Origin of the sequence: Rhizobium sp. WYCCWR 11152 (assembly GCF_013087615.1) — a bacterium.
GTDB classification, from domain to species: domain Bacteria; phylum Pseudomonadota; class Alphaproteobacteria; order Rhizobiales; family Rhizobiaceae; genus Rhizobium; species Rhizobium indicum.
In genome coordinates, this window is sequence record NZ_JABFCP010000011.1 from 657,488 (window position 1) to 682,682 (window position 25,195).

Below are 25,195 nucleotides of genomic sequence, written 5' to 3' on the forward strand. Positions count from 1 at the left end.
GGTCGGAAAAATAACTGACAAACAAACCATGTCACAAAAGGAGACTTCCATGTCTGCATTCCGCAAGATCCTGATGGCAACGATCGCCGTCGCCGCCCTCGCCGGCAATGCTGCTGCCCAGGACGTCAAGGTCCTCCGCATCGGTCTCGATGGCGGTGAAAACGAAGCCGACCAGGTTCGCCGCACCGAGTGCGTCAAGCCGGGCCTGATCGCTGCCACCGGCGTTTCCGAAGTTCAGCTCTTCCCATCGCCGAATTACAACGGCGTCATCCAGGGCCTCCTTGGCGGCACGATCGACCTCGCCGTCATGGGCGCCGCCTCTTACGCCGCGATCTATATCAAGGATCCAAACGCCGTCACCCCGGTTCTGACCACCAAGCAGGCCGACGGTTCGACCGGCTACTACTCGATCATGGTTGCCCGCAAGGATTCCGGCATCAAGACGCTCGCCGACGCCAAGGGCAAGAAGCTCGGCTTCGCCGATCCGGACTCTACCTCCGGCTACCTTGTTCCTAACGTTGCCCTTCCGAAGGACACCGGCGCTCCAGTCAAGCAGTACTTCTCTGAAACCGGCTTCGGCGGCGGCCACGAGAACCTCGTTCTCGGCGTTCTCGACAAAAAGTTCGACGTCGGTACCACCTTCGGTTCCGGTCAGGGCGATTGGACGCAGGGCTACTCCTCCGGCAACCTGCACCAGATGGTCACAAAGGGCCTGCTCGACATGGACGATATCGTCGAAGTCTGGAAGTCGCCGCTCATCCCGAACGGTCCGCTGATGGTTTCCCAGAAGCTGCCGGCCGACCTCCAGAAGAAGGTTACCACCTACTTCGCCGAACTGCCGAAGACAGACAAGAGCTGCTTCGAATCGTTCACGGGCGGCGGCTACGTTGACTGGGCGCCGGTCGACCAGAGCTTCTACCAGACGATCATCGACGCCCGTAAGGCCGTTATCGGCGGCTGATCCTCAGTCTGAACAGTCTTGCGGCGGCATCATGATGATGCCGCCGTTTTTTCAAGAAGGAAGCCACATATGGCGCACTCGGCCGGCGCGGACTCTCTGAGCGGATTGCAGGAGGGCTCCCGCACCATCCTCGATCATTATCAGAGCCAGGTTCGAACGCGGCGGATCTATACCGTCGTTTCAATCGTGGTCTTCCTGATCATCCTCGGCGCCTCGCTCGACTTCGCCAACAGCGCCAATTCGGGCAAGTTCTTCGAGCGCCTTCCCTATTTCTTCGACTTCATGAAGAGCTTCGTGCCGGACAGTCCGCTGGAGATCTTCCGCGCCATGTTCGACCTGCCGTCGCCCTTCTCCGACGGTTCGATCAAATACGACTATACAAGCGACCGCGTCTGGATCACCGATAGTTTCTACATCCCGAATTTCTTCTACCAGCTCGCGATCACGCTCAACATCGCCATCGTCTCCACCATTCTCGGTGCGAGCGGGGCGTTCTTGCTCTGCTTTTTCGCTTCCACCAATCTGGTCGGTGCTGGCGTGACGCGCTGGGTCGTGCGGCGCATCATGGAAATCATGCGCGCCTTCCCGGAAATCGTCGTCGCCGGTCTTCTCGCCGCGATCCTGTCGATCGGTCCGATTTCGGCGATCATCGCGGTATGGGTCCATACTGTCGGCGCACTTGGGAAGCTGTTCTTCGAAGTCGTCGAGAATGCCGACATGAAGCCGGATGAAGGCCTGCGCGCTGCCGGCGCCGGCTGGCTGGAGCGCGTGCGCTTCGCGATCCTGCCGCAGGTGTTGCCGAACTTCGTCTCCTACACGCTGCTGCGGACTGAGATCAACGTGCGCGCCTCGACTATTATCGGCGCCGTCGGTGGCGGCGGCATAGGCGAGGTCTTCAGCCTGTCGATCGGACGCGACCATGCTGCCAAGACCTATGCGATCATCATCCTGCTGCTGATCACCGTCATTTGTGTCGACCAGTTCTCCGCCTGGCTGCGCCGCCGGCTGATCGGCAAGCAGTCCTTCGAATTCGGACAGGGAGCAGCCTGATGTCCTCTGTTCCGACCATCAACGCCGCCGAGCGCGAACGACTGCTTTCCGCCTATCCGGACGTCTTCCATCGCAGCTTCATGCAGCGCTGGGGTCTGCTCCTCATTTCAGCTGCGGTCTTCGTTTACCTTGCCTTCTGCTTCGCCTTCTTCAACGTCATCCCCACCTTCGTGAACGGCAACTGGGACCGCGCGGCGATCTATGTCCAGGACTGGTATTCCTGGCGCGCCCAGCCGCGCCTGCGTTTCCAGAACGACCAGGTCGTCCCCCAATGGACGAGCCGCCGCCAGTATCCCGAGGGCGCCGATATCAACTGGCTGAAGCCCAATGCCGACAGCAGCCGATACACCGTCACCTTCGGCAGCGACGGCAACCGCATGGAAGTGACGCCGAGCCGAGTCGACGTCTATATCGACGGCAAACTCTATCCCGTGACCATCACCCGCGATCGTGCCTCCCTGCCGTCCAATGCGCCCGCCCAGATGGAGCAAGACGACAACAAGGTGAACGTCTATTACGGCTTCGCGGGACAGGCGGAAATCCGTACCAACCAGGTCTATGTCCAGCGCCGCTTTCTCGGCTGGGCAAACTTCTTCTTCGATACGCATTCGCTCTTCTGGGGCCGCAGCCTGCCTGAGGTCGTCGGCCTGATGTTCGCCGGCGAACGGCTCGATCCGAACCAGTCCAATGCCTCGCTGGCGTTGGACAACTTCCTGAACAACGCAAGCTGGCAGCATGGCGACATCCTGTCGAAGTTGATGCAGACGCTGGTCATGGCCTTTATCGGTACGCTGTTCGGCACGCTGGTCGCTTTCCCGCTTGCCTTCATCGCCGCGCGCAACATCATGCGTAGCCGCGCCGCGAACTGGGGCACGAAGCGGCTCTTCGATTTCCTGCGCTCGATCGACATGCTGATCTGGGCGTTGTTCTTCACCCGCGCCTTCGGCCCGGGGCCGCTTCCGGGCATCGCGGCGATCTTCTTCACCGATACAGGCGCGCTCGGAAAGGTCTATGCCGAAGCGCTTGAGAACATTGACGACAAGCAGCGTGAGGGCGTGAGATCGGTCGGTGCGGCACCGGTGGCCGTCCAACGTTATGGCGTCATCCCTCAGGTCCTGCCGGTGTTCATCTCGCAATCGCTCTATTTCTGGGAATCGAATACCCGCTCGGCAACCGTAATCGGCGCCGTCGGTGCGGGCGGCATTGGCCTCAAGCTGCTCGAATCCATGAAGACCAATTCGGACTGGGACAAAGTCGCCTATATGGTCCTGCTAATCCTCCTCGTGGTCTTCGCCTTCGACAACCTCTCGAATGCGCTGCGTTCGCGCGTGATGGGAAAAAAGGGCCACTGACGAACTGACGCCATCATCATTCTGTCACGGAAATCTTTTAGCCGGGAGCCTGCTTGCGGTTCGCCGCCAAATCACTGCACAGTGCGCTCCCCCGTTTGGACGATCCCCAGGATAAAAGCCTTGCGCTACGCTCTCTATTTCTCGCCGCCGAAGGATGATCCCCTGACCGGCGCGGCCTCGCTCTGGCTCGGCCGCAATGCTTTCACCGGCGAGACTTATCCTGCACCGGAATATGAGCAGCTGGGTGCTGCAGAACAGTTCGAGCTCACCGCCGACCCCCGCCGCTACGGCTTTCACGCCACGATCAAGGCACCGTTTTCGCTCGCCTCCTCCGTCACCGAGAAAGATCTCATGACCGTTGCCGAGGATTTTGCCCAGCGCACGCAAGCCTTCGAGATTCCTGAACTCGTGCTTGGGCAACTCGGCCGTTTTTTTGCCCTCGTTCCCGGTTCTCTTCATCAACCTCTTCAGGATTTCGCCGCGAAGGTGGTAAGGTCGTTCGAACCGTTCCGCGCAGCGCTTTCCGAAGCCGACATGGCGCGGCGCAATCCGGAGAAGCTCAGCGACAGCCAGCGCGCCCATCTGCAGCGCTGGGGTTATCCTTACGTCATGGAGGATTTCGGCTTTCACATGACGCTGAGCGGCCAAGTGCCCGAGACACGTGCTCAGGTGATGAAAGCGATCCTGAACGAGCGTTTTGCCGATTTCACCGGCCGGCCGCTTTTGATTTCCGGCCTTGCCGTCTTCATCGAGGAGACGCGCGGCGCCCCGTTCAAAGTTCATTCCTGGCTGCCGCTTGCCGGTGCCAAAAGCTGAAAGACCTGACGACATGAGCAAAGAGACCGTGTTTTCCAACGCCCGCATCGTTCTCGAGGACGACATCCTCTCGGGCTCGATCCTCATCCGCGATGGAAAGATCGCCGACATCTCCGAGGGTAACTCGGTAGCCGGCGAAGATTTTGAAGGCGACTACATCATTCCAGGCCTTGTCGAGCTGCACACCGACCATCTCGAAGGCCATTATCAGCCGCGTCCCGGCATCCGCTGGAACAAGACCGCCGCGATCCAGGCGCATGACGCCCAGATCGTCACATCAGGCATTACCACCGTGTTCGACTGCCTGCGCATGGGTGCGGACGAGGACGGCGGCTTCGAACATGGCGAGATGCGCGAGATGGCCGATGCCATCCAGTCGGCGGAGAAGGAAGGCAGGCTGCGCGCCGAGCACTTGCTCCACTTGCGCTGCGAGGTCTCGGCCGACAATGTGCTCGAACATTTCGCCGATTTCGAAAGCGACCGGCATGTGCGGCTCGTCTCGCTGATGGACCACGCCCCCGGCCAGCGGCAATTCCAGACGATGGATCAATATATTTTCTACTACCAGAAGAAGCGGGGCCTGAGCGACGAGGCTTTCGCGCGTTTCGTCGCCAAGCGTCAGGCAGAATCGGCGCGCAATTCGACGCCGCACCGCAACGCCATCGCCAAGGTTTGCGCCGAGCGCGGCATCACCGTGGCAAGCCATGACGACGCGACGCTCTCCCATGTCGACGAGGCGATCGACAACGGGGTGCGCCTGGCCGAGTTCCCGACCAGCTTCGACGCCGCCCGGGCCTCGCACGGACATGGCATGAGCGTGCTGATGGGGGCGCCGAACATCGTGCGCGGCAAGTCACATTCCGGCAATATCGCCGCCCGCGACCTTGCCGAGATGGGCGTGCTCGACGTGCTTTCCTCCGACTACGTACCGCTCAGCCTGCTGCATGCGCCCTTCATCCTCGCCGACGAGGTGGAGAGCATCAGCCTGCCGAAGGCGATCGCCATGGTGACGTCGACGCCCGCCCGTACCGTCAGCCTCGATGACCGCGGCCGGATCGCAACGGGGCTGCGCGCCGATCTTGTCCGCGTCCATCGTTCGCACGGCGTGCCGGTGACACGCTCCGTCTGGCGCCAGGGACGCCGTGTCGCATGATGCCGCACGAGCCCCACCCCGGAGCCGGAGCCGAGCGCGGCATCATGGTCGTCGTCGTCGGACCGAGCGGTGCTGGCAAGGACACGCTGATGAACCTCGCGGCCCGGCGTTTCAAGGGCCGCGACAATGTGCATTTCGTTCGCCGCGTCATCACCCGTCACCGTGACGCCGGCGGCGAAGACCATCTTTCCGTCTCCCTCGAAGGTTTTGCCTCCATGGAGCAGTCAGGCTCCTTCGCCGTCTGGTGGGAAGCGCACGGCCTGAAATACGGCATTCCGGCCGAGGTTTCGGTAGCGCTGTCGAGAGGCCATGTCGTCGTCGCTAACGGCTCGCGCTCGGCGCTTCACCGCTTCCAGGCCGCCTTCCCGCGGCTGAAAGTCATCAACGTCACCGCCCGCCCCGAAGTGCTCGCCGGTCGGCTGGAGGCGCGCGGACGCGAGACGCATGAAGATATCATGGCCCGGCTTGCCCGCGGACCGCTGACGGTGCGCGGCGAATATGACGTGGTGGAGCTCGACAATAGCGGCTCGCTCGAAGAGGCCGAGCAGAAGATGATCGAGATCCTCGATGGATTGCTGACCAAGGCGCCCTGAACAGATCGAGAGGAAGGGCATGCGCGCCATCAAGGTGGTCGACTACGATCCTTCCTGGCCGCGGCTGTTTGCCGAGATCAGCACCGAGATCTCGATCCTGCTCAGTGGGCGCCTGCTTTCCATCGAGCATATCGGCAGCACATCGGTGCCTGGCCTGCCGGCCAAGCCGAAGATCGACCTCGATGCCATGATGATATCCGACGCGTTCCTGCCGGCGGCGATCGAGATCGTGCGCGCTGCCGACTTCGTCTTCCACGGCGATACTGGAGAGCAACGATGGGCCTTCACCCGCGATCATGACGGTTATGGGTTCAGGCTCCATCTTTGCGGGCCCAATAATCGCGCGCATCGGGACCGCATTCTGTTTCGCGATTATCTCAGGGATCACCCCGAGAGGGCCAAGGCCTATGCCGATCTGAAACGCCGGCTGGCTGCGGAGGCAGGTGGCGATTGGGATTTTTATACCGGCGGGAAGACCGAGTTTGTCAGCGAGACGGTTCGGCTGGCTGCCTTGAGGATGTAAACAGCAATTCGTCAGACGCCTTGGCCGCCGGCGATTACTCGCCGTCGCCCCGTCCCGATACGATCTCGCGCTTGCCGACGTGATTGGCCGGGCCGACGAGACCTTCTTTTTCCATGCGTTCCACCAATGAGGCGGCGCGGTTGTAGCCGATGCCGAGGCGGCGCTGGATGTAGGAGGTCGAGCATTTTTTGTCGCGCATGACGACCTTGACCGCCTGCTCGTAGAGCTCGTTGCCATCCTCGGAAGCCATGGCGCTCTTGTCGAAGACGGCGCCGGCTTCTTCCTCTTCCGTCTCTTCCTCCTCGTCGGCGGTGACGGTGTCGAGATATTCGGGGCGGCCCTGGGTCTTCAGATGAGCAACGACCTTTTCCACTTCGACATCCGAGACGAAGGGACCGTGGACGCGGGAAATCCGCCCGCCCCCCTGCATATGCAGCATATCTCCCTGACCGAGCAGCTGTTCGGCGCCCTGTTCGCCGAGAATGGTGCGGCTGTCGATCTTCGAGGTCACCTGGAAGGAGATGCGGGTCGGGAAGTTTGCCTTGATCGTACCGGTGATGACGTCGACCGACGGACGCTGTGTCGCCATGATCAGATGGATGCCAGCGGCTCGCGCCATCTGGGCGAGGCGCTGGATCGCACCTTCGATGTCCTTGCCGGCGACCATCATCAGGTCGGCCATCTCGTCGACGATGACGACGATATAAGGCATCGGCGTCAGGTCCAGGGCCTGGCTTTCCTCGATCGGAGTGCCGGTGCCCTTGTCGAAGCCGACCTGGACCATAACATGGATGGTCTCTCCCTTTTCGCGGGCCTGGGCGACGCGGTCGTTGTAACCGTCGATGTTGCGGACACCGAGGCGCGACATCTTGCGATAGCGCTCTTCCATTTCGCGCACGGCCCATTTCAGCGCCATGACCGCCTTCTTCGGATCGGTGACGACTGGCGTCAGCAGATGCGGGATGCCGTCATAGACGGACAGTTCGAGCATCTTCGGGTCGACCATGATGAGGCGGCACTGTTCCGGCGTCATGCGGTAGAGCAGCGACAGGATCATCGTGTTGATGGCGACCGACTTGCCCGAACCAGTGGTGCCGGCGACGAGCAGATGCGGCATCTTGGCGAGCTCGGCAATGACAGGCTCGCCGCCGATGGTCTTGCCGAGGCCGAGCGCCAGCTTGTAGCCGCTCTTCTCGAAATCCTGGCTCTCGATCATCTCACGGAAATAAACGGTTTCACGCGTGACATTCGGCAGTTCGATGCCGATGACGTTGCGGCCGGGGACGACGGCAACACGGGCCGAAAGCGCCGACATCGAGCGGGCGATATCATCGGCAAGGCCGATGACGCGCGACGATTTCACGCCCGGCGCCGGCTCGAATTCGTAGAGGGTGACGACAGGGCCGGGACGGACATGGATAATCTCGCCCTTGATGCCGAAATCCTCCAGCACGCTCTCCAGAAGCCCGGCATTCTGCTCCAGCGTCTCCTGCGACATGATCTCGCCGAGGCGTTCCGGCGGTTCCTGCAGCAGGGCGCGCGGCGGGAATTCATAGCCGGATGCGTCGATCCTTTCGGGCCTCGCGGCCAGGCGCGGCGACGGCAGAACCGCGGCGACGGGCGGCGTGCGCTGCGGCGCTGGTGCTGTCTGAGGGGCTGATGCAATTTGAGGGGTTGGCGTGACCTGAGTGGCTGGCGCGGGCTGAGGTGCCAGCATGACCGGTGCCTCGACAATAATGCGCCTGGGCTTTTCCAAGGACGGGGCGGCCGCAGGGCGCACGGCAACCTTCGTGGAGACCGCGGCGGGCTGCGGGGCCGGGCGGGAGGCGACGGGAGCGGTTGCCGGCCGGCCGGGGCGCCATTCCATGATCCGGAACAGCGACGTGATCGATTCGGGCGAGGTCTCGGTCTTCGGGAACGATATCAACGGCGGCGCGCGAACCGGCTCGGCCTCTTCGAAGGCCATGACTTCCCAGAAGGCGAAATCCGAAATGGAAGAAAGCTCGGCGCTGGCGCGGAAAGCCGGCGCGCCGGGCTCGTCAAGCAAAGGTGACTGCTGCAGTTCGACCCTCTGCGGTGCTACGGAAATTTCGTCCGGCCCTGGCAGATAGATATCGAACGGCACATCGACGGCAACCGGCTCTATCCGTATCGCCTGCTGTCCAATCTGCGAATCATCGCGAACGGGCTCATTCGGCGCGCGCCGCCTGCTGATCAGCGTTTCCGGCGTGCGGGTGAAACGGACATTCGGGGCGAGGGAAAAGTTGCTCTGCCAGATGGGTGCCGCCGGCTTCTCCCCTGGGTTCTCCTCCGGAAGGTCCGTTTCAATCTCGCTGGAAAAATCTCCGGCATCCGTCAAATTGGTTCTGGGAAAACGCATGCGTCCGCTACTCACTCATGCTTTGTAAATTACGACCCTACCGGGATAGAAAAGGAAGGTTAATAAGTTCCTTCCTGCCGTATCGTTCCGATACGACCCCTTTGGGTAAATCGCTGCACTTTCAATGAGTTCTGGTGGCGAGAAAAATCTTTGCGATTTTTGGGGAAGTGCTCTAAAGCGCGTCGCAATCTTTTCAGATTCGCTGCTGCCGCTTTAGGCTTTATTTCCCCGCATGTCGTTGTCGCAAAACCGCTGCACACTTTTGCGCGACATGCTTTAGTGCGCCTCGTCCCAGTTGGTGGCGGCGCGTGCATCGACCCTCAGCGGCACGCGCATTTCCAACGCCGGCATGGTGGCGTTTTCCATGACCGAGACGATTGTTGGCATCGCCTTTTCGACATCCTCGTCCTCGACCTCGAAGATGAGTTCGTCATGCACCTGCAGCAGCATGCGGACGCGATCGGCGAGGCCGACGTCAACAAGCGCCGGCTCTATCTTGATCATTGCCCGGCGGATGACGTCGGCAGCCGAGCCCTGGATCGGCGCGTTAATCGCCGCACGCTCGTTAAAGGAGCGCACGGAGGGATTGGACGAGCGGATTTCGGGATAGTTGATGCGGCGACCGAAGATCGTCTCGACATAACCCTTGTCGCGCGCCATGGCCTTTCGGCTTTCCATATAGTCGCGGATGCCGGGGAAACGCTCGAAATACTTCTTGATGTAGTCGCCGGCTTCCGAACGCTCGATCGAAAGCTGATTGGCGAGCCCGAAGGCCGAGATGCCGTAGATGATGCCGAAATTGATTGCCTTGGCGCGGCGGCGCACCTCGCCCGGCATGCCTTCTACCGGCACGCCGAACATTTCCGACGCCGTCATGGCGTGGATGTCGACGCCATCTTCGAAAGCCTTGGTCAGCTGCGGGATCTCGGCGACATGGGCAAGCACGCGCAGTTCGATCTGGCTGTAGTCGGCGGAGATCAGCTTGTGGCCAGGCGTCGAGATGAAGGCGGTGCGGATCTTTCGGCCTTCTGCGGTGCGAACCGGAATATTCTGCAGGTTCGGCTCGGAGGAGGACAGGCGCCCCGTGGTCGTCGATGCCAGCGAATAGGAGGTGTGGACCCGCTTGGTCTCCGGATGGACATAGCCGGGGAGCGCGTCGGTATAGGTGGATTTCAGCTTGGTGAGCTGGCGCCAGTCAACGATCTTGCGCGGCAGCTCCAAACCGGCGGCGGCCAGATCCTCGAGCACCTGCGCGGAGGTGGACCATTGCCCCGTTTTCGTCTTGTTGCCGCCGGCAAGGCCCATCTTGCCGAACAGGATATCGCCCAGCTGCTTCGGCGAGCCGATGTTGAACCGCTCGCCGGCCAGTACGTAGATCTCGTCCTCGAGCCTTGCTGCACCCTGGGCCAGTTCGCCGGAGAGGCGCGACAGGATCTGCCGGTCGACGGTGATGCCGCGCGCTTCCATGCGTGCCAGTACCGGCAACAGCGGCCGCTCCAGCCGTTCATAGACGCTGGTCAATCCCGCCGCCGCCAGCCGGGGCTTCAGCACCAGCCAGAGGCGCAGCGTCACGTCGGCATCTTCGGCGGCATAGTGGGTGGCGCGGTCGATATCGACCAGATCGAAGGTGACGTTCGCCTTGCCGCTGCCCGCCACGTCCTTGTAAGGAATCGGGGTATGGCCGAGGAATTTTTCCGAGAGCGGGTCCATGCCATGCGCGCCGGTGCCGGCGTCCAGCACGTAGGAGATCAGCATCGTGTCGTCGAAACTCCTGGTCTCGATGCCATAGCGCTTCAACAGCAGGTAGTCGTATTTCAGATTCTGGGCGACCTTGAGAACCGCTTCGTCCTCCAGCAATGCCTTCAACCGCGGCAGGGCATCGCCCATCGGGATCTGGTTTTCGGCAAGGCCGCCGCCGAGCAGATCGCCGACGCCGTTCTTATGGACAAGCGGCACATAGGCGGCGCGGATCTTCGTGCCGGTGGGATCGGCCGTATTGTCGGCGATCGCCAGCGAAAAGCCGACGAGTTCGGCCTGCATCGCATCCAGCGACGTGGTCTCGGTATCGAAAGCAACGAGGCCGGTCGCGCGCGCATCGGCGATCCAGCGGTCGAGCGTTGCCAGGTCGCGGATCGTGACATAGGCCGAATGATCGAAGGGCAGCGTCGCAAAGGCCTCGGCCCGAGCGTTGGCAAGATCGGCGGGCGAAAAGGCGCCTTCGACGGCGGTCTTCGCCTTCGCGCGCGGCGGCAGCGGCACGGATTCACCCGAAACGTCGGGGATGCCGCCGGCAACGGGCTCGGGCTCGGCCGCATCGAGATCCGGGCCGCGGGCCGTCTCACCCCATTCGATGCGGACGATCGCCGGTTCGATGGCGCCGGCATCGCAAGCGCAGGCTTCGGCGACGCGGCGCGTCAGCGTGGTGAATTCCATCGTCTTCAGGAAGCCTATCAGCTTCGGGCCGTTCTGCGGCTCCAGCACCAGCGCGTCGAGATCGAGATCGAGTGGCACATCGGTGCGCAGCCGCACGAGGTCGCGCGAGAGCCTGGCCATGTCGATATTGGCGAGGATCGTCTCGCGGCGCTTGACCTGCTTGATCTCGGCGGCGCGTTCGAGCAGCGTATCAAGATCGCCGTATTCCTCGAGAAGCTGGGCGGCGGTTTTCGGGCCAATGCCGGGAATGCCGGGAACATTGTCGACCGAATCGCCGGTCATCGCCTGCAGATCGATCATCTTTTCCGGCGGCACGCCCCATTTCTCGATGACATCGGGAATGCCGATCTGCTTGTCCTTCATGCTGTCATACATGTGGACATTGGGGCTGACGAGCTGCATCAGATCTTTGTCGGAGGAGACGATGGTGACATCGGCGCCAGTCGCTTCGGCCTGGCGGGCATAGGTGGCGATGATGTCGTCGGCCTCGAAGCCTTCGGTCTCGATGCAGGGCAGATTGAAGGCGCGGGTCGCCTCGCGGATGAGGCCGAATTGCGGGATGAGCTCTTCCGGCGGCGCAGATCGGTTCGCCTTATAGGCGTCGTAGAGATCCTTGCGAAACGTCCTGGCGGAATAGTCGAAGATGACGGCAAGATGGGTCGGCGTCACGCCGACATCGGTATTGCGCGCATCCCTCAGCAGCTTCCACAGCATGTTGCAGAAACCGGACACAGCGCCGATCGGCAGGCCGTCGGTCTTGCGGGTCAGCGGCGGCAATGCATGAAACGCCCGGAAGATAAATCCGGAACCATCGACTAGGAAGAGGTGATCGCCTTTTTTCATGCGTGCATGGATAGCGCGGGCATGGGACGAGGTCCATATAGAGTTCGGCATAAAATTCGGCGCGCGGAAAGGATTATGGCGTTCGGAGCGTCACACAGCGCCGCACGTCTTTTCGGACGCGCAAAGGACGCTGAGCACTTGGCGTTGCTGCATAATTTTATCCTTCCATCGATTCCGATCTCAGGAATTGTACGGCACGGATTCCGGCTCACCAAACTGTTACCGATTTGTAACCACGGCCCTCCCTTGAAAAACCACATTCTGAGCCACAAATCGATGTCACCGGCGCTTGATTGCGTCGCGGGTCTGATCACCGGCTTGTCCCCCGCCGCGTCAGGCTTGGACAAAGGCCTTATCCCCCTCTCCGGGCCTTTGTCCCCACTTTAAAGTCGCCATGGCCAACCTCCAGGCCATGGCGACTTTTGTTTTACCAGGCACTCGAAATTCTGATCGCCGCTTGCATGTTTAGGAGCATCGTATGCGATTTGCTGCATTGTCTCCGGCATGGTTTTGAGCCTAACTTGCAATCATGGGATTTAACCGCATGGATTCGGGAGCCTACCTTGCCAGCCAGCTGGCGAAAGGGTTTGCCCGCTCGCTGCACCAGCGCGCGGTTGGGCTCGGTTTTTCTCCGGGCCAGTTCCCCATTCTGCTGGAACTCTGGGCCGAGGACGGGCTGACCCAGAAACAGCTTCTCGAGCGGGTCGATATCGAACAGGCGACCATGGCCAATACGCTTTCGCGCATGGTCCGAGACGGGTTGATCGAACGCCGGCCGCATCCATCCGACAAGCGGGCGCAACTGCTCTTCCTGACGCCGAAGGCCCGCGCCATGGAGGCCGAGGCAATCGAGACCGCGCGCGAGGCCGACCTTGCGCTGTTTAAAGGGTTTCGAGTTTTCGAGCGCGAGCTGACACTCGAATATATCCGCCGGCTTCTGGAAAACGCCAAGGCGCTCTGACCACTGCATAATTCCTTAAATCGGAATCGACAGCGTCCTTTGCGCGTCTGAAAAGACGCGCGGCGCTGTAAGATCACTCGCCAGCACACTGTGCGCGTCGCAGCGACGGCGCGCCGGTTTCGATCTGTGCGGTCAGGACGTTTTCGTGGGCGGCAAGCTTGATGCTCGGCTCGATATCCGGCTTGCCGAGTAAAAGGCCCTGTACTTGCGTGCAGCCTTCCTCGACGACGATCCGGCGCTGCATCTCGGTTTCCACGCCCTCCGTCACGACAGGCATGCCGAGGCTATGACCTAGGCCGATGATGGCGCGCACGATCGAGCGCGCCGCCGCATCATGTTCCAGCACGCCGGTGAAACTGCGGTCGACCTTGATCTTGTCGAAAGGGAATGACCGCAGGTTGGAAAGCGAGGAAAAACCGGTACCGAAATCATCCATGACGATGTGCACGCCGAGCTTGTGCAGCCGCAATAGCGTCGTCATCACCCGGTCGCGATCTCGAATGAGGGCCGCCTCGGTGATCTCGAGCTCCAGTCGGCCGGGCGCAAGCCCGGTTTCGGCGAGGATCGCCTCGATCCGCTCGCAGAGGTTCGGCAGCATGAATTGCACCGGCGAGAGATTGACGGCGATCATCAACGGCAGCGGCCAGCGCACAGCCTCCCTGCAGGCCTGCTGCAACACCCATTCGCCGAGTTGGACGATCGAGCCGCTTTCCTCGGCGATCGGGATGAAGATATCGGGCTCGGTCAAGCCGTGACCTGGCCGGTTCCAGCGCATCAGGGCCTCGTAGCCGCCGATCTCGCCGCTCAGCGCATCGAGGATCGGCTGATAGTCGACATGGATCTGATTACGGATGATCGCATGGCGCAGTTCGCTTTCGATCTGGCGGCGGTTCCGTGCCGCCTTATCCATGTCCGCGTCGAAGAAACAGACCTTGCCGCGACCGTCATGCTTGACGCGGTAGAGTGCAGTATCGGCATTGTTGCAGAGTTCTTCAGCAGCAGCGCCATCCGCGGGATAGATTGCGATGCCGACGCTGACGCCGACGGCGGTCGGGTCGCGCGCCGTGTCCATCTCGGCGGCGAATTCGTCGAGGATCGCCGCCGCAAGCTTTTGCGCCGCCGCCGGCTGCTGCCCGGCGGGCTGAATGATGGCGAATTCATCGCCGCCGAGGCGGGCGATCGTATCGCTCTCATCGGCCACGCGGCGCAGGATCGAGGCGACCTTGCGGAGAATACGGTCGCCTTCGGCATGACCGAAGATATCGTTGACGGCCTTGAAGCGATCGAGGTCGAGATAGAAGAGGGCAACCTCGCTGTTCTTTCGTTCGGCCATCTGCAGCGCCTGCCGGATGCGGGTATCGAACAGCGACCTGTTCGGCAGATCGGTGAGCACGTCGTGGTGGGCGAGATGCTCGATCATCTCCTCGGCCTGCCTGCGCTCGGTGAGATCACGCACCGCCAGCACCTCGCAGTTGTGCCCGCGATAGACGATCCTGCTCGCGGTCACTTCGACGGCGATCTCCCTGCCGTCCCTGGTGTTGAGCAGCGTCTCGCTGGGTCTGTTCTGCCCAGTTCCCTGAATAGCAGTCAAAACAGCCGAGGGCGCCTTGCCGGCAAGACCGGCAAGCTTCCAGCCGGAGAGCCCCTGGAAGCGTTCATTGGCATCGATGATCCGGCCTTCCCGCAGGATCAGCAGCCCTTCCTGTGAGGCATTCGCGAGCCCCCTCAGATCCGTCAGGTGGCTTTCGATAAAGACCACCGCCAGCGCGATCAGAATGAGCGCCGTCGCCGCCACAACGACGATCGCAGCAAGCAGGCTGGCGTCGAGCACCGTTGCCGGAACTTGCTTGCCGGGATCCGGCACGAGCGTGATGCTAGCCATCGAGATGAAATGGAGCGCGCAGATCGCGAGGACGAAACTGATTGACGAGGCGAGGAGCCGCCTCAGTCCCTTCAATTGGAAAAATGCGTGGAAGGCGGCGCTCGACAACAGCGCTCCTGCGAGAACCGCACTCAGCGTCATGGAGGGATCATAAAGAATTGCCGCCTGCGTTTCGATCGCCTGCATGCCGGTCAGGTGCATGGAGGCGATGCCGAGCGCCATCAGGACGCCGCCGCGGATGCGAGAAAACCTGCCGCGGCTTTCCGAAGCGACGAGGATCGCCGCCCACGAACCGGCAACCGACAGGAGGAAAGAAAGCGCCGTCAGGCCCAGTTGGTAGCCGATCGGCATGCCGCCGTCATAGGCCAGCATTGCGATGAAGTGCGTTGCCCATACGCCGGTGCCGAAAGCGAAAGCCGAGGCGCCGATCCAGAGCTTGCGCCGCCCGGCATCGCATTCCTGAGCGCGGGAAAGCAGCAGCATAGCCGCCATAGCGCCGACCAGGCAGACGGCGGCCGCCGCAAGCACCAGCCGCCAATCGTGGTTGTCCCGAATACATGTAATGACCGAAAACATCTGCCCCTCCCACAGCTGAATTCGGTCAGGCTATTTAGGTTGTGCTAAATAACTGTAAATTGAATTAGAAATCTCTTCTATATTATCCAGCAAATCTTCCTGATATTGATCTTTGACCGACGGGCCTTTCGCGCCGCCGATTTTTGTTTTTCCGCCTCGCCTGCTTTTCTGGTTTGGTCTATCGTCCGGCCGAATTTCAAAAAAGGAGTCGAAAATGACCGATATCAATCAGGTGCTTGAGCGCGCGGATCAGAACCTTCCATCGAGCCTCGAAAAGCTGTTCGAGCTTCTGCGCATCCAATCGATTTCCACCGATCCCGCCTATAAAGCCGAATGCCGGAAGGCCGCCGAATGGCTCGTCGCCTATCTCGGGACGCTCGGCTTTACGGCCTCGCTGCGCGATACGCCAGGCCATCCGATGGTGGTCGCCCACCATGCCGGCGCTTCCGCCGATGCGCCGCATGTTCTCTTCTACGGCCATTACGATGTTCAGCCGGTCGATCCGATCGAGCTCTGGGAAAACGACCCGTTCGAGCCATCGATCAAGGATGTCGGCGAGGGCCGCAAGATCCTGACCGGCCGCGGCACCTCCGACGACAAGGGCCAGTTGATGACCTTCGTCGAGGCTTGCCGCGCCTATAAGGAGATCAACGGCGCGCTTCCCTGCCGCATCACCATCCTCTTCGAGGGCGAGGAGGAATCCGGCTCGCCGTCCCTGAAGCCCTTCCTCGAAGCCAATACCGCCGAGCTCAAGGCCGATTATGCGCTGGTCTGCGATACCGGCATGTGGGACCGCGACACGCCGGCGATCGCCGCGGCGCTGCGCGGCCTCGTCGGCGAGGAAGTGATCGTGACGGCCGCCGACCGTGACCTGCATTCCGGTCTCTTCGGCGGCGCGGCCGCCAATCCGATCCACATTCTCGTCGAGGCTCTTGCCGGCCTGCATGACGAGACGGGCCGCATCACGCTTGACGGCTTCTATGATGGCGTCGAGGAAACGCCTGACAACATCAAGGCCTCATGGGAGACGCTCGGCAAGACCGCGGAGAGCTTCCTCGGCGAAGTCGGCCTTTCCATTCCATCGGGTGAAAAAGGCCGCTCGGTGCTGGAACTCACCTGGGCGCGGCCGACCGCCGAAATCAACGGCATCTGGGGCGGATATACCGGCGAAGGCTTCAAGACGGTGATCGCCGCCAAGGCTTCGGCGAAGGTTTCGTTCCGGCTTGTCGGAACGCAGGATCCGGCGGCCATCCGCGAGGCTTTCCGCAGCTATATCAGTGCGAAGATTCCCGCTGATTGCTCGGTCGAGTTCCATCCGCATGGCGGCTCGCCGGCGATTCATCTTTCCTATGATTCGCCTGTTCTCACCAAGGCGAAGAACGCGCTTTCCGACGAGTGGCCGAAGCCCGCCATCGTCATCGGCATGGGTGGGTCGATCCCGATCGTCGGAGATTTCCAGAAGATGCTCGGCATGGAATCGCTGCTCGTCGGCTTCGGCCTCAGCGACGATCGCATCCACTCTCCGAACGAGAAATACGAGCTCGTCTCCTACCACAAGGGCATTCGCTCCTGGGTGCGGATACTTCGAGCGCTCGCTGCCTGAAGGAAAAGGCGCGGCTTCCATCAAGCTGCGCCACGCAAAGTCGCGACAAACAAAAAGGCCGGTTCGACCCGGCCTTTCGTCATCCGCTCATCTCAGTGCCAGTTCATCCGTGGTCAAGGAGCAAGCAGGTATTGCAGTGAGACTGCCGCCGAAAGGTTAACGAACCGTTAACAGTACCGGCCTTGCCGGAAGCACCATCGCGGCTCCAAGGCGCGGACAGACATTTCGCCGTTCAAGCTGCGTTCATCGCGAGCGACATATAAGCCATTGAAAGATAAGACGAATGATGACGCCCTGACAGCTGCGGGCGATCGCTCTGTCTTTTGTTTCAATGGCATATGCCAAGGAAACACGGCCAAGCGCTGCCTGAAAAACGTGCCAACAAGGACTGAGAAGCGTGAAAAATCTCTTTGTTAAAATCGCAGCCGCCGGCATGCTTATGCTGGCGCCCGCCATAGCGCAGGCCGCCGAGGGCTACTCGACGGCGAACGTCAACATGCGTGCCGGTCCGAGCACCCGATATCCTGCCGTCGCCGTCATCCCCGCCGGTTCTTCCGTCGAGATCCGCGGATGCCTTTCCGAGGTCAATTGGTGCGACGTCGAATTCTACGGCGGCCGCGGCTGGGTTTCCGGCCAGTATGTGCAGGCCCTCTACCAACAGCGCCGCGTCTATGTCGGCCCGCAATATTACCGTCCGCTCGGCATTCCGATGATTCGCTTCAGCGTCGACAATTATTGGGACCGCTATTACCGCAACCGTGATTTCTATCGCGACCGTGACCGCTGGAGCCGCGGCCCGGATTATTACTACCGCGACCGCGACAATCGGGATCGCGACCGCGATCGGGATAACCGGGATCGCGACCGTAACTGGCGCGAGCGGGATGGCGACCGAGATGGGCGCGACCGCGATCGTGACTGGCGCGACGACAATCAAAGGGACGATCGGCAAAGGGACGATCGGCAAAGAGGTGAACGGCAGAGGGACGACCGGAGAGGCGATGATCGCAGGCCGGACCGCAGGAATTTTGATTGCCGCCCCGGCGATCCCTCTTGCGACGAATGAAACAGAAAGGGACGCAGCGACGTCCTCTTCCGAGGCTTGAAGCCAAGGGAAAACGCCCAAGAAAAAGCCCGGCGCTCCCTTGGGAGGGATGCACCGGGCCTGATGTCGATCGGCACGCGTTGAGGGGAGACGGCCGATCATTCGCGGGACGTGAGGGGCTGTCCCGCTTCTTCATAAACAATCGCGAAGCCTATTGGTTCCGCCTGCCGCATAATTCCTTGAAGCAGAACCGATTTGAGGAAACACTATGCGGCAATTCAATGTGTTACAGCCTCTTTTATGTCTCTCGAAAAGACGCGCGGCGCGGTAATCTACGTCGTATAGCACGTAACTCACGCCACGCACTTCGGGCCTTTGTTTTCACGACGCATGCCGCCTTGCCGGCGAGCGCAAGACAGGAGCCGCGGGGGGAAGCATCGAACCTCGAATGCGATCACCGACAATTTGACGTGAAGCCATCGCGAGGCACTTGTTTTGCGAGATTCTTTATTGCAGTTTTGTGAAGTTGCGGATTGATTTTGATCCGTTCGAGGCTGGACCCTGATGACACAAGACTACCTGGCTTTCTTCGGGCTTTTCGGCCCTCGGGCAGCCGCCACAGATGTTACCGTTTGGCATAAACACAACCCCATCCTGCCTGTGCGCCTCACCGATGGGGCGAGCCTCAACCCTTCCGGCCAGATCTGGCGCCGCTTTCATCTGGGCGAGTGGGAATATAAGCAGGACCCGGAATCGCTCGACGATTACGAGGCCCGACAGTTCTGAAGGCCAATGCTGTCGCCCGGCGCGATCTGCTTTACTTTCCATTATTAATACCCCGTTAAATCGCCGCATTTACAGTTCAGTCGGATGATCACGGCGGCACTCAAAGCGCTCCAGCGTCCTTTGCGCGTCTGAAAAGACGCGCGGCGCTGGAGAAGGGCACCGTTATGCGAAGTTGGCTTCGCGATCGAACATGGGGTGTGACCGGTCCGCGATGGCAGGCAGAGGCAGATCAGGCGACAGAATAGAACCCTCCTTCAGCGGCCGGCCGGCACGCGACGATGACGAATTCTCGCTCGATGCCGACGATCGCATCGCCGGAGGCCGATCTCAGCGCCGCGGCGGCTCGAAACCCCCGCCGCAGCGCGCCGCCCCCCGGCGGCAGCGCGAGCCGCGGGAGCGTGAAGGCGGCGGTTTTTTCGGCTTCATGCGCCGCATGGTCTACTGGTGCGTCGTGCTTTTCATCTGGGCCGGCATCGGCGTTGCCGGGCTCGTGGTCTATTATGGGTCGCGCATGCCGAGCGCCAGCACATGGGCAATCCCGGAGCGGCCGCCGAACGTCAAGATCACCGCCGTCGACGGCAGCGTCATCGCCAATCGCGGCGCCACCGGCGGCGAGGCGCTGTCGCTCGAAAACATGTCGCCCTATATTCCGGAAGCCGTCATCGCCATCGAGGATCGGCGTTTCTATTCACATTTCGGCGTCGATCCGCTCGGCCTCGGCCGGGCGATCGTGACCAATCTCACGGCTGGCCACATGGTCCAGGGTGGCTCGACGCTGACGCAGCAGCTTGCCAAGAACCTCTTCCTCTCCCCGGAAAGGACGCTGGAACGTAAGGTCCAGGAAGTGCTGCTCTCGCTCTGGCTGGAGCAGAAATACACCAAGGACCAGATCCTTGCCATGTATCTCAACCGGGTGTTCTTCGGATCGAACGCCTATGGCGTCGAGGCCGCCTCACGGCGCTACTTCAACAAATCGGCGCGTGACGTCAACCTCGGCGAGGCCGCGGTGCTGGCCGGCCTGCTCAAGGCGCCGTCGCGGCTTTCACCGGCCCGCGATGCGGACGCGGCGAATGCACGCGCCCAGCTCGTGCTCGCGGCGATGCGCGAACAGGGCTTCATCACCGATTCCGAGGTCAAAACGGCGATGTCGCAGACCCCGGCTTCGGCCAAGAGCTACTGGTCCGGCGCCGGGCACTATGTCGCCGACATGGTAATGGACGAGCTGCCAAGCCTGATCGGCGACGTCAAGGAAGACGTCATCGTCGATACGACCATCGACAAGTCGCTGGAAAAGAAGGCCGAGCAATCGCTGGTCGACGTGCTCGACAAGGAGGGCGGCAAGCTCGACGCCTCTCAGGCGGCCCTCGTCTCGATCGACGGCACCGGCGCGATCCGGGCGCTCGTCGGCGGCAGGGACTATGCGACGAGCCAGTTCAACCGCGCCGTCAAGGCTAAACGCCAGCCGGGTTCCTCGTTCAAGCCTTTCGTCTATGCCGCAGCACTCGAGAAGGGGCTGACGCCCTATTCGGTGTTCAACGACGCGCCGATCCGGATCGGCGACTGGACGCCCGAAAATTACGAGAAGAAATACAATGGCGAAGTGACGCTGGCGACCGCGCTTGCCAAGTCGCTGAACACGGTGGCCGCCCAGCTGGTGATGTATGACGGGCCGGATCAGGTGATCAAGCTTGCCCACCGGCTCGGCATCGAAAGCGAGCTGCAGCCGAACGCCTCGATCGCGCTCGGCACGTCCGAGGTGTCGCTGATGGAACTCACCGCCTCCTATGCCGCCTTCATGAACGGCGGCTACAAGGCGACGCCGCACGTCATCCGCCGGGTGACGACGGCCGAAGGCAAGGTTCTCTACGAAAATACCTATGACAGCCCGCCGCGCGTGCTGTCCGAGCAGATCGTCGCCCAGATGGATGCGATGATGATGGGCGTCATCGACAACGGCACCGGCAAGAGCGCCAAGATCCCTGGCTGGCAGGCGGCGGGAAAGACCGGCACGACGCAGAATTCGCGCGACGCGCTCTTCGTCGGCTTCACCAGCAACCTGACCACCGGGGTCTGGTTCGGCAATGACGACGGCAAGCCGATGAAGAAGGTGACCGGCGGCGGCTTGCCCGCCAAGGCCTGGAAGGAATTCATGATCGCCGCCCACAAGGGTCTTTCGCCGGCACCGCTCTTCGGCAACGGCCAGTTGATCGCCGATCCGAACAATGGTCAGCCGATGGCTGAGGCACCGGGTAATGGGCAGTCGGGCAGCGGACAACCGATGACGGTCGAGGCGCCGCCATCGACGATCGGCGGCATTATTTCCGGCGTCTTCGGCGGCAACGACAACGCAAACCGCTATCCGCAAGCGCCTGTCCGGCAGCAGGCGGCGACCTCCGGCAGCGGCCCGGTTCCGCCCTCAGACATTGCCGAAGGCGGCGGTTCTGGCTATGAGGGTATGGTGCCGCCCGGCGATGTCGGGGGTGCGCAGACCACCTCTTCCGTCCAGCCGCGGCGCACGACGCTGCTCGATCTGATCATGGGCCAGTGAGACCTTTGCTGCATGTCCTACACAAGCCCGATGCTCTAAAGCGCGTCGCGATCTTTCAGAGTCGCTCCTCGCGCTTCAGGTCTTTGTTTTACGCATGTCGTTGTCGCAAAACGGCTGCGCAGTTTTGCGCGACATGCCCGAAAAAATGGCCGCTTTCCGGACATGGGGCGACCTCTTTCCCGGCTACTGTAAAAATTGAACGCAACACATTCGTTTTGCTGGATTCCGGGGCATTTCTCGCCTTGCAGTCCAGAAAACCGCTCCTTATATACGCCGCATCACCGCAATCACGATTGCGTAATCTCAAGTAGACCCATCCCGTAAGGGGCTGTCAGGGAAATGCCTTCTCGGGGTTCCGACAGCTTGCTTCAAGGAGAGAATGACATGGCAAAAGTAATTGGTATCGACCTTGGAACGACGAATTCCTGCGTCGCAGTCATGGACGGCAAGGACGCGAAGGTTATCGAGAATGCGGAAGGTGCGCGTACGACCCCTTCCATGGTGGCATTTTCCGACGATGGCGAACGCCTCGTCGGCCAGCCGGCCAAGCGCCAGGCAGTCACCAACCCGACGAACACACTCTTTGCAGTCAAGCGCCTGATCGGCCGCCGCTACGAAGATCCGACCGTCGAGAAGGACAAGCACCTCGTTCCCTTCACCATCGTCAAGGGCGACAATGGCGACGCCTGGGTCGAAGCCAATGGCAAGGGCTACTCGCCCGCACAGATTTCCGCGATGATCCTTCAGAAGATGAAGGAAACCGCCGAATCCTATCTCGGCGAAAAGGTCGAGAAGGCCGTCATAACCGTTCCCGCCTACTTCAACGACGCGCAGCGCCAGGCAACCAAGGATGCCGGCCGCATCGCCGGTCTTGAAGTCCTGCGCATCATCAACGAGCCGACTGCTGCGGCCCTCGCCTACGGTCTCGACAAGAAAGAAGGCAAGACGATTGCCGTCTACGACCTTGGTGGCGGTACCTTCGATATTTCGATCCTCGAGATCGGCGACGGCGTCTTCGAAGTGAAGTCCACCAACGGCGATACCTTCCTCGGCGGTGAAGACTTCGACATGCGCCTCGTCGAATATCTCGTCGGCGAGTTCAAGAGAGACAACGGCATCGACCTGAAGAACGACAAGCTTGCCCTGCAGCGCCTCAAGGAAGCTGCGGAAAAGGCGAAGATCGAGCTTTCGTCCTCGCAGCAGACCGAAATCAACCTGCCGTTCATCACGGCCGACGCCTCCGGCCCGAAGCATCTGACGCTGAAGCTGACCCGCGCCAAGCTCGAAAGCCTGGTCGACGATCTCGTCCAGCGCACGATCGCGCCGTGCAAGGCAGCGCTCAAGGATGCCGGCGTCACTGCTGCCGAAATCGACGAAGTGGTTCTCGTCGGCGGCATGAGCCGCATGCCGAAGGTACAGGAAGTCGTCAAGCAGCTGTTCGGCAAGGAGCCGCACAAGGGCGTCAACCCGGATGAAGTGGTGGCCCTCGGCGCCGCCATCCAGGCCGGCGTTCTGCAGGGCGACGTCAAGGACGTCCTGCTGCTCGACGTGACGCCGCTGTCGCTCGGCATCGAGACGCTGGGTGGTGTCTTCACCCGCCTGATCGAACGCAACACGACGATCCCGACGAAGAAGAGCCAGACCTTCTCGACCGCCGAAGACAACCAGCAGGCCGTGACCATCCGCGTTTCGCAGGGCGAACGTGAAATGGCTGCCGACAACAAGCTGCTTGGCCAGTTCGACCTCGTCGGCCTGCCGCCGTCGCCGCGCGGCATGCCGCAGATCGAAGTCACCTTCGACATCGACGCCAACGGCATCGTTCAGGTTTCGGCCAAGGACAAGGGCACCGGCAAGGAACAGCAGATCCGCATCCAGGCTTCCGGCGGTCTTTCCGACGCCGACATCGAGAAGATGGTGAAGGATGCCGAAGCCCATGCCAGCGAAGACAAGAAGCGCCGCGAGGCGGTCGAAGCCCGGAACCAGGCTGAAAGCCTGATCCATTCCTCGGAAAAGTCGCTGAAGGATTATGGCGACAAGGTTTCCGAGGCCGACCGCACCGCGATCTCGGATGCGATCGCCGCGCTGAAGACGGCGTCGGAAGCATCCGAGCCCGATGCCGACGACATCAAGGCCAAGACCCAGACGCTGATGGAAGTGTCGATGAAGCTCGGCCAGGCGATCTATGAAGCACAGCAGGCCGAAGGCGGCGCTGCTGGTGATGCCTCCGCGGAAGGCGGCGACAATGTCGTCGATGCCGACTACGAGGAAATCAAGGACGACGACCGCAAGAAGTCCGCGTAATCCGCGACGGCGTGGTTATGCTTCAACACCTGATCCGGCTGCTCACCATGGCAGCCGGAAAATCCATTTCCGGGGTTTAATCCTTAATGGCAAAAGCGGACTTTTACGAAACTCTGGGTGTAGCCAAGACGGCGGACGAGAAAGAGCTGAAAAGCGCCTTTCGCAAATTGGCGATGAAATTCCATCCGGACAAGAACCCGGATGACAAGGACGCCGAGCGGAAGTTCAAGGAAATCAACGAAGCCTACGAGATGCTCAAGGACCCGCAGAAGCGGGCGGCCTATGATCGGTATGGTCATGCGGCCTTCGAGCATGGCGGCATGGGCGGCGGTGGCGGCGGATTTGCCGGCGGCGGTTTCTCCGACATTTTCGAGGATATCTTCGGCGAGATGATGGGTGGAGGGCGCGCGCGCCAGCGCTCGTCGGGCGGCCGCGAACGTGGCGCCGATCTTCGCTACAACATGGAAATAACGCTGGAAGAGTCTTTCTCCGGCAAGACGGCGCAAATCCGCGTTCCGACGTCGATCACCTGCGACGTCTGTTCGGGTTCAGGCGCCAAGCCCGGCACGCAGCCGAAGAACTGCGGCACCTGCCAAGGAACGGGGCGCGTGCGCGCGGCACAGGGCTTCTTCTCGATCGAACGGACCTGCCCGACCTGCCACGGCCGCGGCCAGATCATTCCCGATCCGTGCCCGAAGTGCCACGGCCAGGGCCGGGTGACGGAAGAGCGTTCACTCTCGGTCAATATTCCCGCCGGCATCGAGGACGGCACCCGCATCCGCCTGCAGGGCGAAGGCGAGGCCGGCGCCCGCGGCGGACCGGCAGGCGACCTCTATATCTTCCTGTCCGTCAAACCGCATGAATTCTACCAGCGCGACGGAGCCGATCTCTATTGCGCCGTTCCGATCTCGATGACGACGGCCGCGCTCGGCGGCACCTTCGACGTGGCGACGCTCGACGGCACCAAATCGCGCGTTACCGTGCCCGAGGGCACCCAGGTCGGCAAACAGTTCCGCCTCAAGGGCAAGGGCATGCCAGTGCTGCGTTCGGTGCAGACGGGCGACCTCTACATCCAGATCCAGATCGAGACGCCGCAAAAGCTCACCAAGCGCCAGCGTGAACTGCTTCAGGAATTCGAGCAGCTTTCCTCCAAGGAGAACAATCCGGAATCGACGGGCTTCTTTGCCCGCATGAAGGAATTCTTCGAAGGCTGAGCCGCAATCGACATGCCCATTACGAAAGCCGGGACGGAAACGTCTCCGGCTTTTTTGTTTTAAGAATCCTGATTTGCGACATTCGCCGTCCATGCCGGCGAATCTGTCCCGGATCGATACGGCAGCGGGCGGGACGACGACTTGCGTTAACGCAGCCAGATGATGCCGCTTGCAA

The 25,195-nt window shown here is 61.5% G+C and carries 17 protein-coding genes; 14 read left to right on the plus strand and 3 right to left on the minus strand.

Translation table 11 applies throughout. The features are described from left to right. Positions 1-49 precede the first annotated feature (49 nt). From phnD to G9X67_RS24900, 7 genes are all read left to right on the plus strand, one after another. A complete protein-coding gene (phnD, locus tag G9X67_RS24870) occupies positions 50-961 on the plus strand; it encodes a phosphonate ABC transporter substrate-binding protein (protein ID WP_171599920.1) in 912 nt (303 codons plus the stop codon). 69 nt (positions 962-1,030) lie between these two features. Then, a complete protein-coding gene (gene phnE / locus G9X67_RS24875) occupies positions 1,031-2,011 on the plus strand; it encodes a phosphonate ABC transporter, permease protein PhnE (protein ID WP_011649983.1) in 981 nt (326 codons plus the stop codon). Then, positions 2,011-3,363 (plus strand): phosphonate ABC transporter, permease protein PhnE, encoded by a 1,353-nt coding sequence (gene phnE / locus G9X67_RS24880; protein WP_171599921.1) that lies wholly within the window; start codon positions 2,011-2,013, stop codon positions 3,361-3,363. Before phnE (G9X67_RS24875) ends, phnE (G9X67_RS24880) begins: the two co-directional genes overlap by 1 nt. 120 nt (positions 3,364-3,483) lie before the next feature. Beyond that, a complete protein-coding gene (locus tag G9X67_RS24885) occupies positions 3,484-4,179 on the plus strand; it encodes a DUF1045 domain-containing protein (protein WP_138332113.1) in 696 nt (231 codons plus the stop codon). Between the two features lie 13 nt (positions 4,180-4,192). Continuing rightward, entirely contained in the window at positions 4,193-5,332 is a 1,140-nt protein-coding gene (locus G9X67_RS24890) for an alpha-D-ribose 1-methylphosphonate 5-triphosphate diphosphatase (protein WP_138332112.1), read from the plus strand. Further along, positions 5,329-5,925, plus strand: a complete 597-nt coding sequence (phnN, locus tag G9X67_RS24895) for a phosphonate metabolism protein/1,5-bisphosphokinase (PRPP-forming) PhnN (protein ID WP_138332111.1) — start codon at positions 5,329-5,331, stop codon at positions 5,923-5,925. The genes G9X67_RS24890 and phnN overlap by 4 nt, the downstream gene beginning before the upstream one ends. A gap of 19 nt (positions 5,926-5,944) precedes the next feature. Then, positions 5,945-6,448, plus strand: a complete 504-nt coding sequence (locus tag G9X67_RS24900) for a GrpB family protein (protein WP_171599922.1) — start codon at positions 5,945-5,947, stop codon at positions 6,446-6,448. 34 nt (positions 6,449-6,482) lie between these two features. On the opposite strand, the gene G9X67_RS24905 is transcribed toward G9X67_RS24900, so the two are convergent. Then, positions 6,483-8,828, minus strand: a complete 2,346-nt coding sequence (locus tag G9X67_RS24905; RefSeq protein WP_171599923.1) for a DNA translocase FtsK — start codon at positions 8,826-8,828, stop codon at positions 6,483-6,485. Between the two features lie 276 nt (positions 8,829-9,104). After that, positions 9,105-12,104 carry a DNA polymerase I gene (gene polA / locus G9X67_RS24910; protein WP_171599924.1) on the minus strand — a complete coding sequence of 1,000 codons (3,000 nt, stop codon included), beginning with the start codon at positions 12,102-12,104 and terminating at the stop codon, positions 9,105-9,107. 544 nt (positions 12,105-12,648) lie between these two features. On the opposite strand from polA, the gene G9X67_RS24915 reads away from it, so the two are divergent. Beyond that, positions 12,649-13,065, plus strand: a complete 417-nt coding sequence (locus G9X67_RS24915; RefSeq protein WP_003583451.1) for a MarR family transcriptional regulator — start codon at positions 12,649-12,651, stop codon at positions 13,063-13,065. 73 nt (positions 13,066-13,138) lie between these two features. Here G9X67_RS24915 and G9X67_RS24920 read toward each other — a convergent pair whose 3' ends face one another. Continuing rightward, positions 13,139-15,523, minus strand: coding sequence for an EAL domain-containing protein (locus G9X67_RS24920; RefSeq protein ID WP_171599925.1), 2,385 nt, complete (start codon positions 15,521-15,523; stop codon positions 13,139-13,141). A gap of 214 nt (positions 15,524-15,737) precedes the next feature. Between G9X67_RS24920 and G9X67_RS24925 the strand changes: the two genes are divergently transcribed. The 6 genes from G9X67_RS24925 (at position 15,738) to dnaJ (ending at position 25,020) form a co-directional block, all read left to right on the plus strand. Beyond that, entirely contained in the window at positions 15,738-17,126 is a 1,389-nt protein-coding gene (locus tag G9X67_RS24925) for a dipeptidase (RefSeq protein WP_138332106.1), read from the plus strand. A gap of 397 nt (positions 17,127-17,523) precedes the next feature. Continuing rightward, positions 17,524-18,192, plus strand: a complete 669-nt coding sequence (locus tag G9X67_RS24930; protein WP_138388505.1) for an SH3 domain-containing protein — start codon at positions 17,524-17,526, stop codon at positions 18,190-18,192. Between the two features lie 543 nt (positions 18,193-18,735). Then, complete coding sequence (locus G9X67_RS24935; RefSeq protein ID WP_138332104.1) at positions 18,736-18,957, plus strand: hypothetical protein; 222 nt, start codon at positions 18,736-18,738, stop codon at positions 18,955-18,957. Positions 18,958-19,168: 211 nt separating this feature from the next. Continuing rightward, entirely contained in the window at positions 19,169-21,505 is a 2,337-nt protein-coding gene (locus G9X67_RS24940; protein WP_171599926.1) for a transglycosylase domain-containing protein, read from the plus strand. Between the two features lie 384 nt (positions 21,506-21,889). After that, complete coding sequence (gene dnaK, locus G9X67_RS24945) at positions 21,890-23,806, plus strand: molecular chaperone DnaK (protein ID WP_062944862.1); 1,917 nt, start codon at positions 21,890-21,892, stop codon at positions 23,804-23,806. Positions 23,807-23,892: 86 nt separating this feature from the next. After that, positions 23,893-25,020: a molecular chaperone DnaJ gene (gene dnaJ, locus G9X67_RS24950; RefSeq protein ID WP_017995672.1), complete on the plus strand. Its 1,128-nt coding sequence runs from the start codon at positions 23,893-23,895 to the stop codon at positions 25,018-25,020. Positions 25,021-25,195 lie beyond the last annotated feature (175 nt).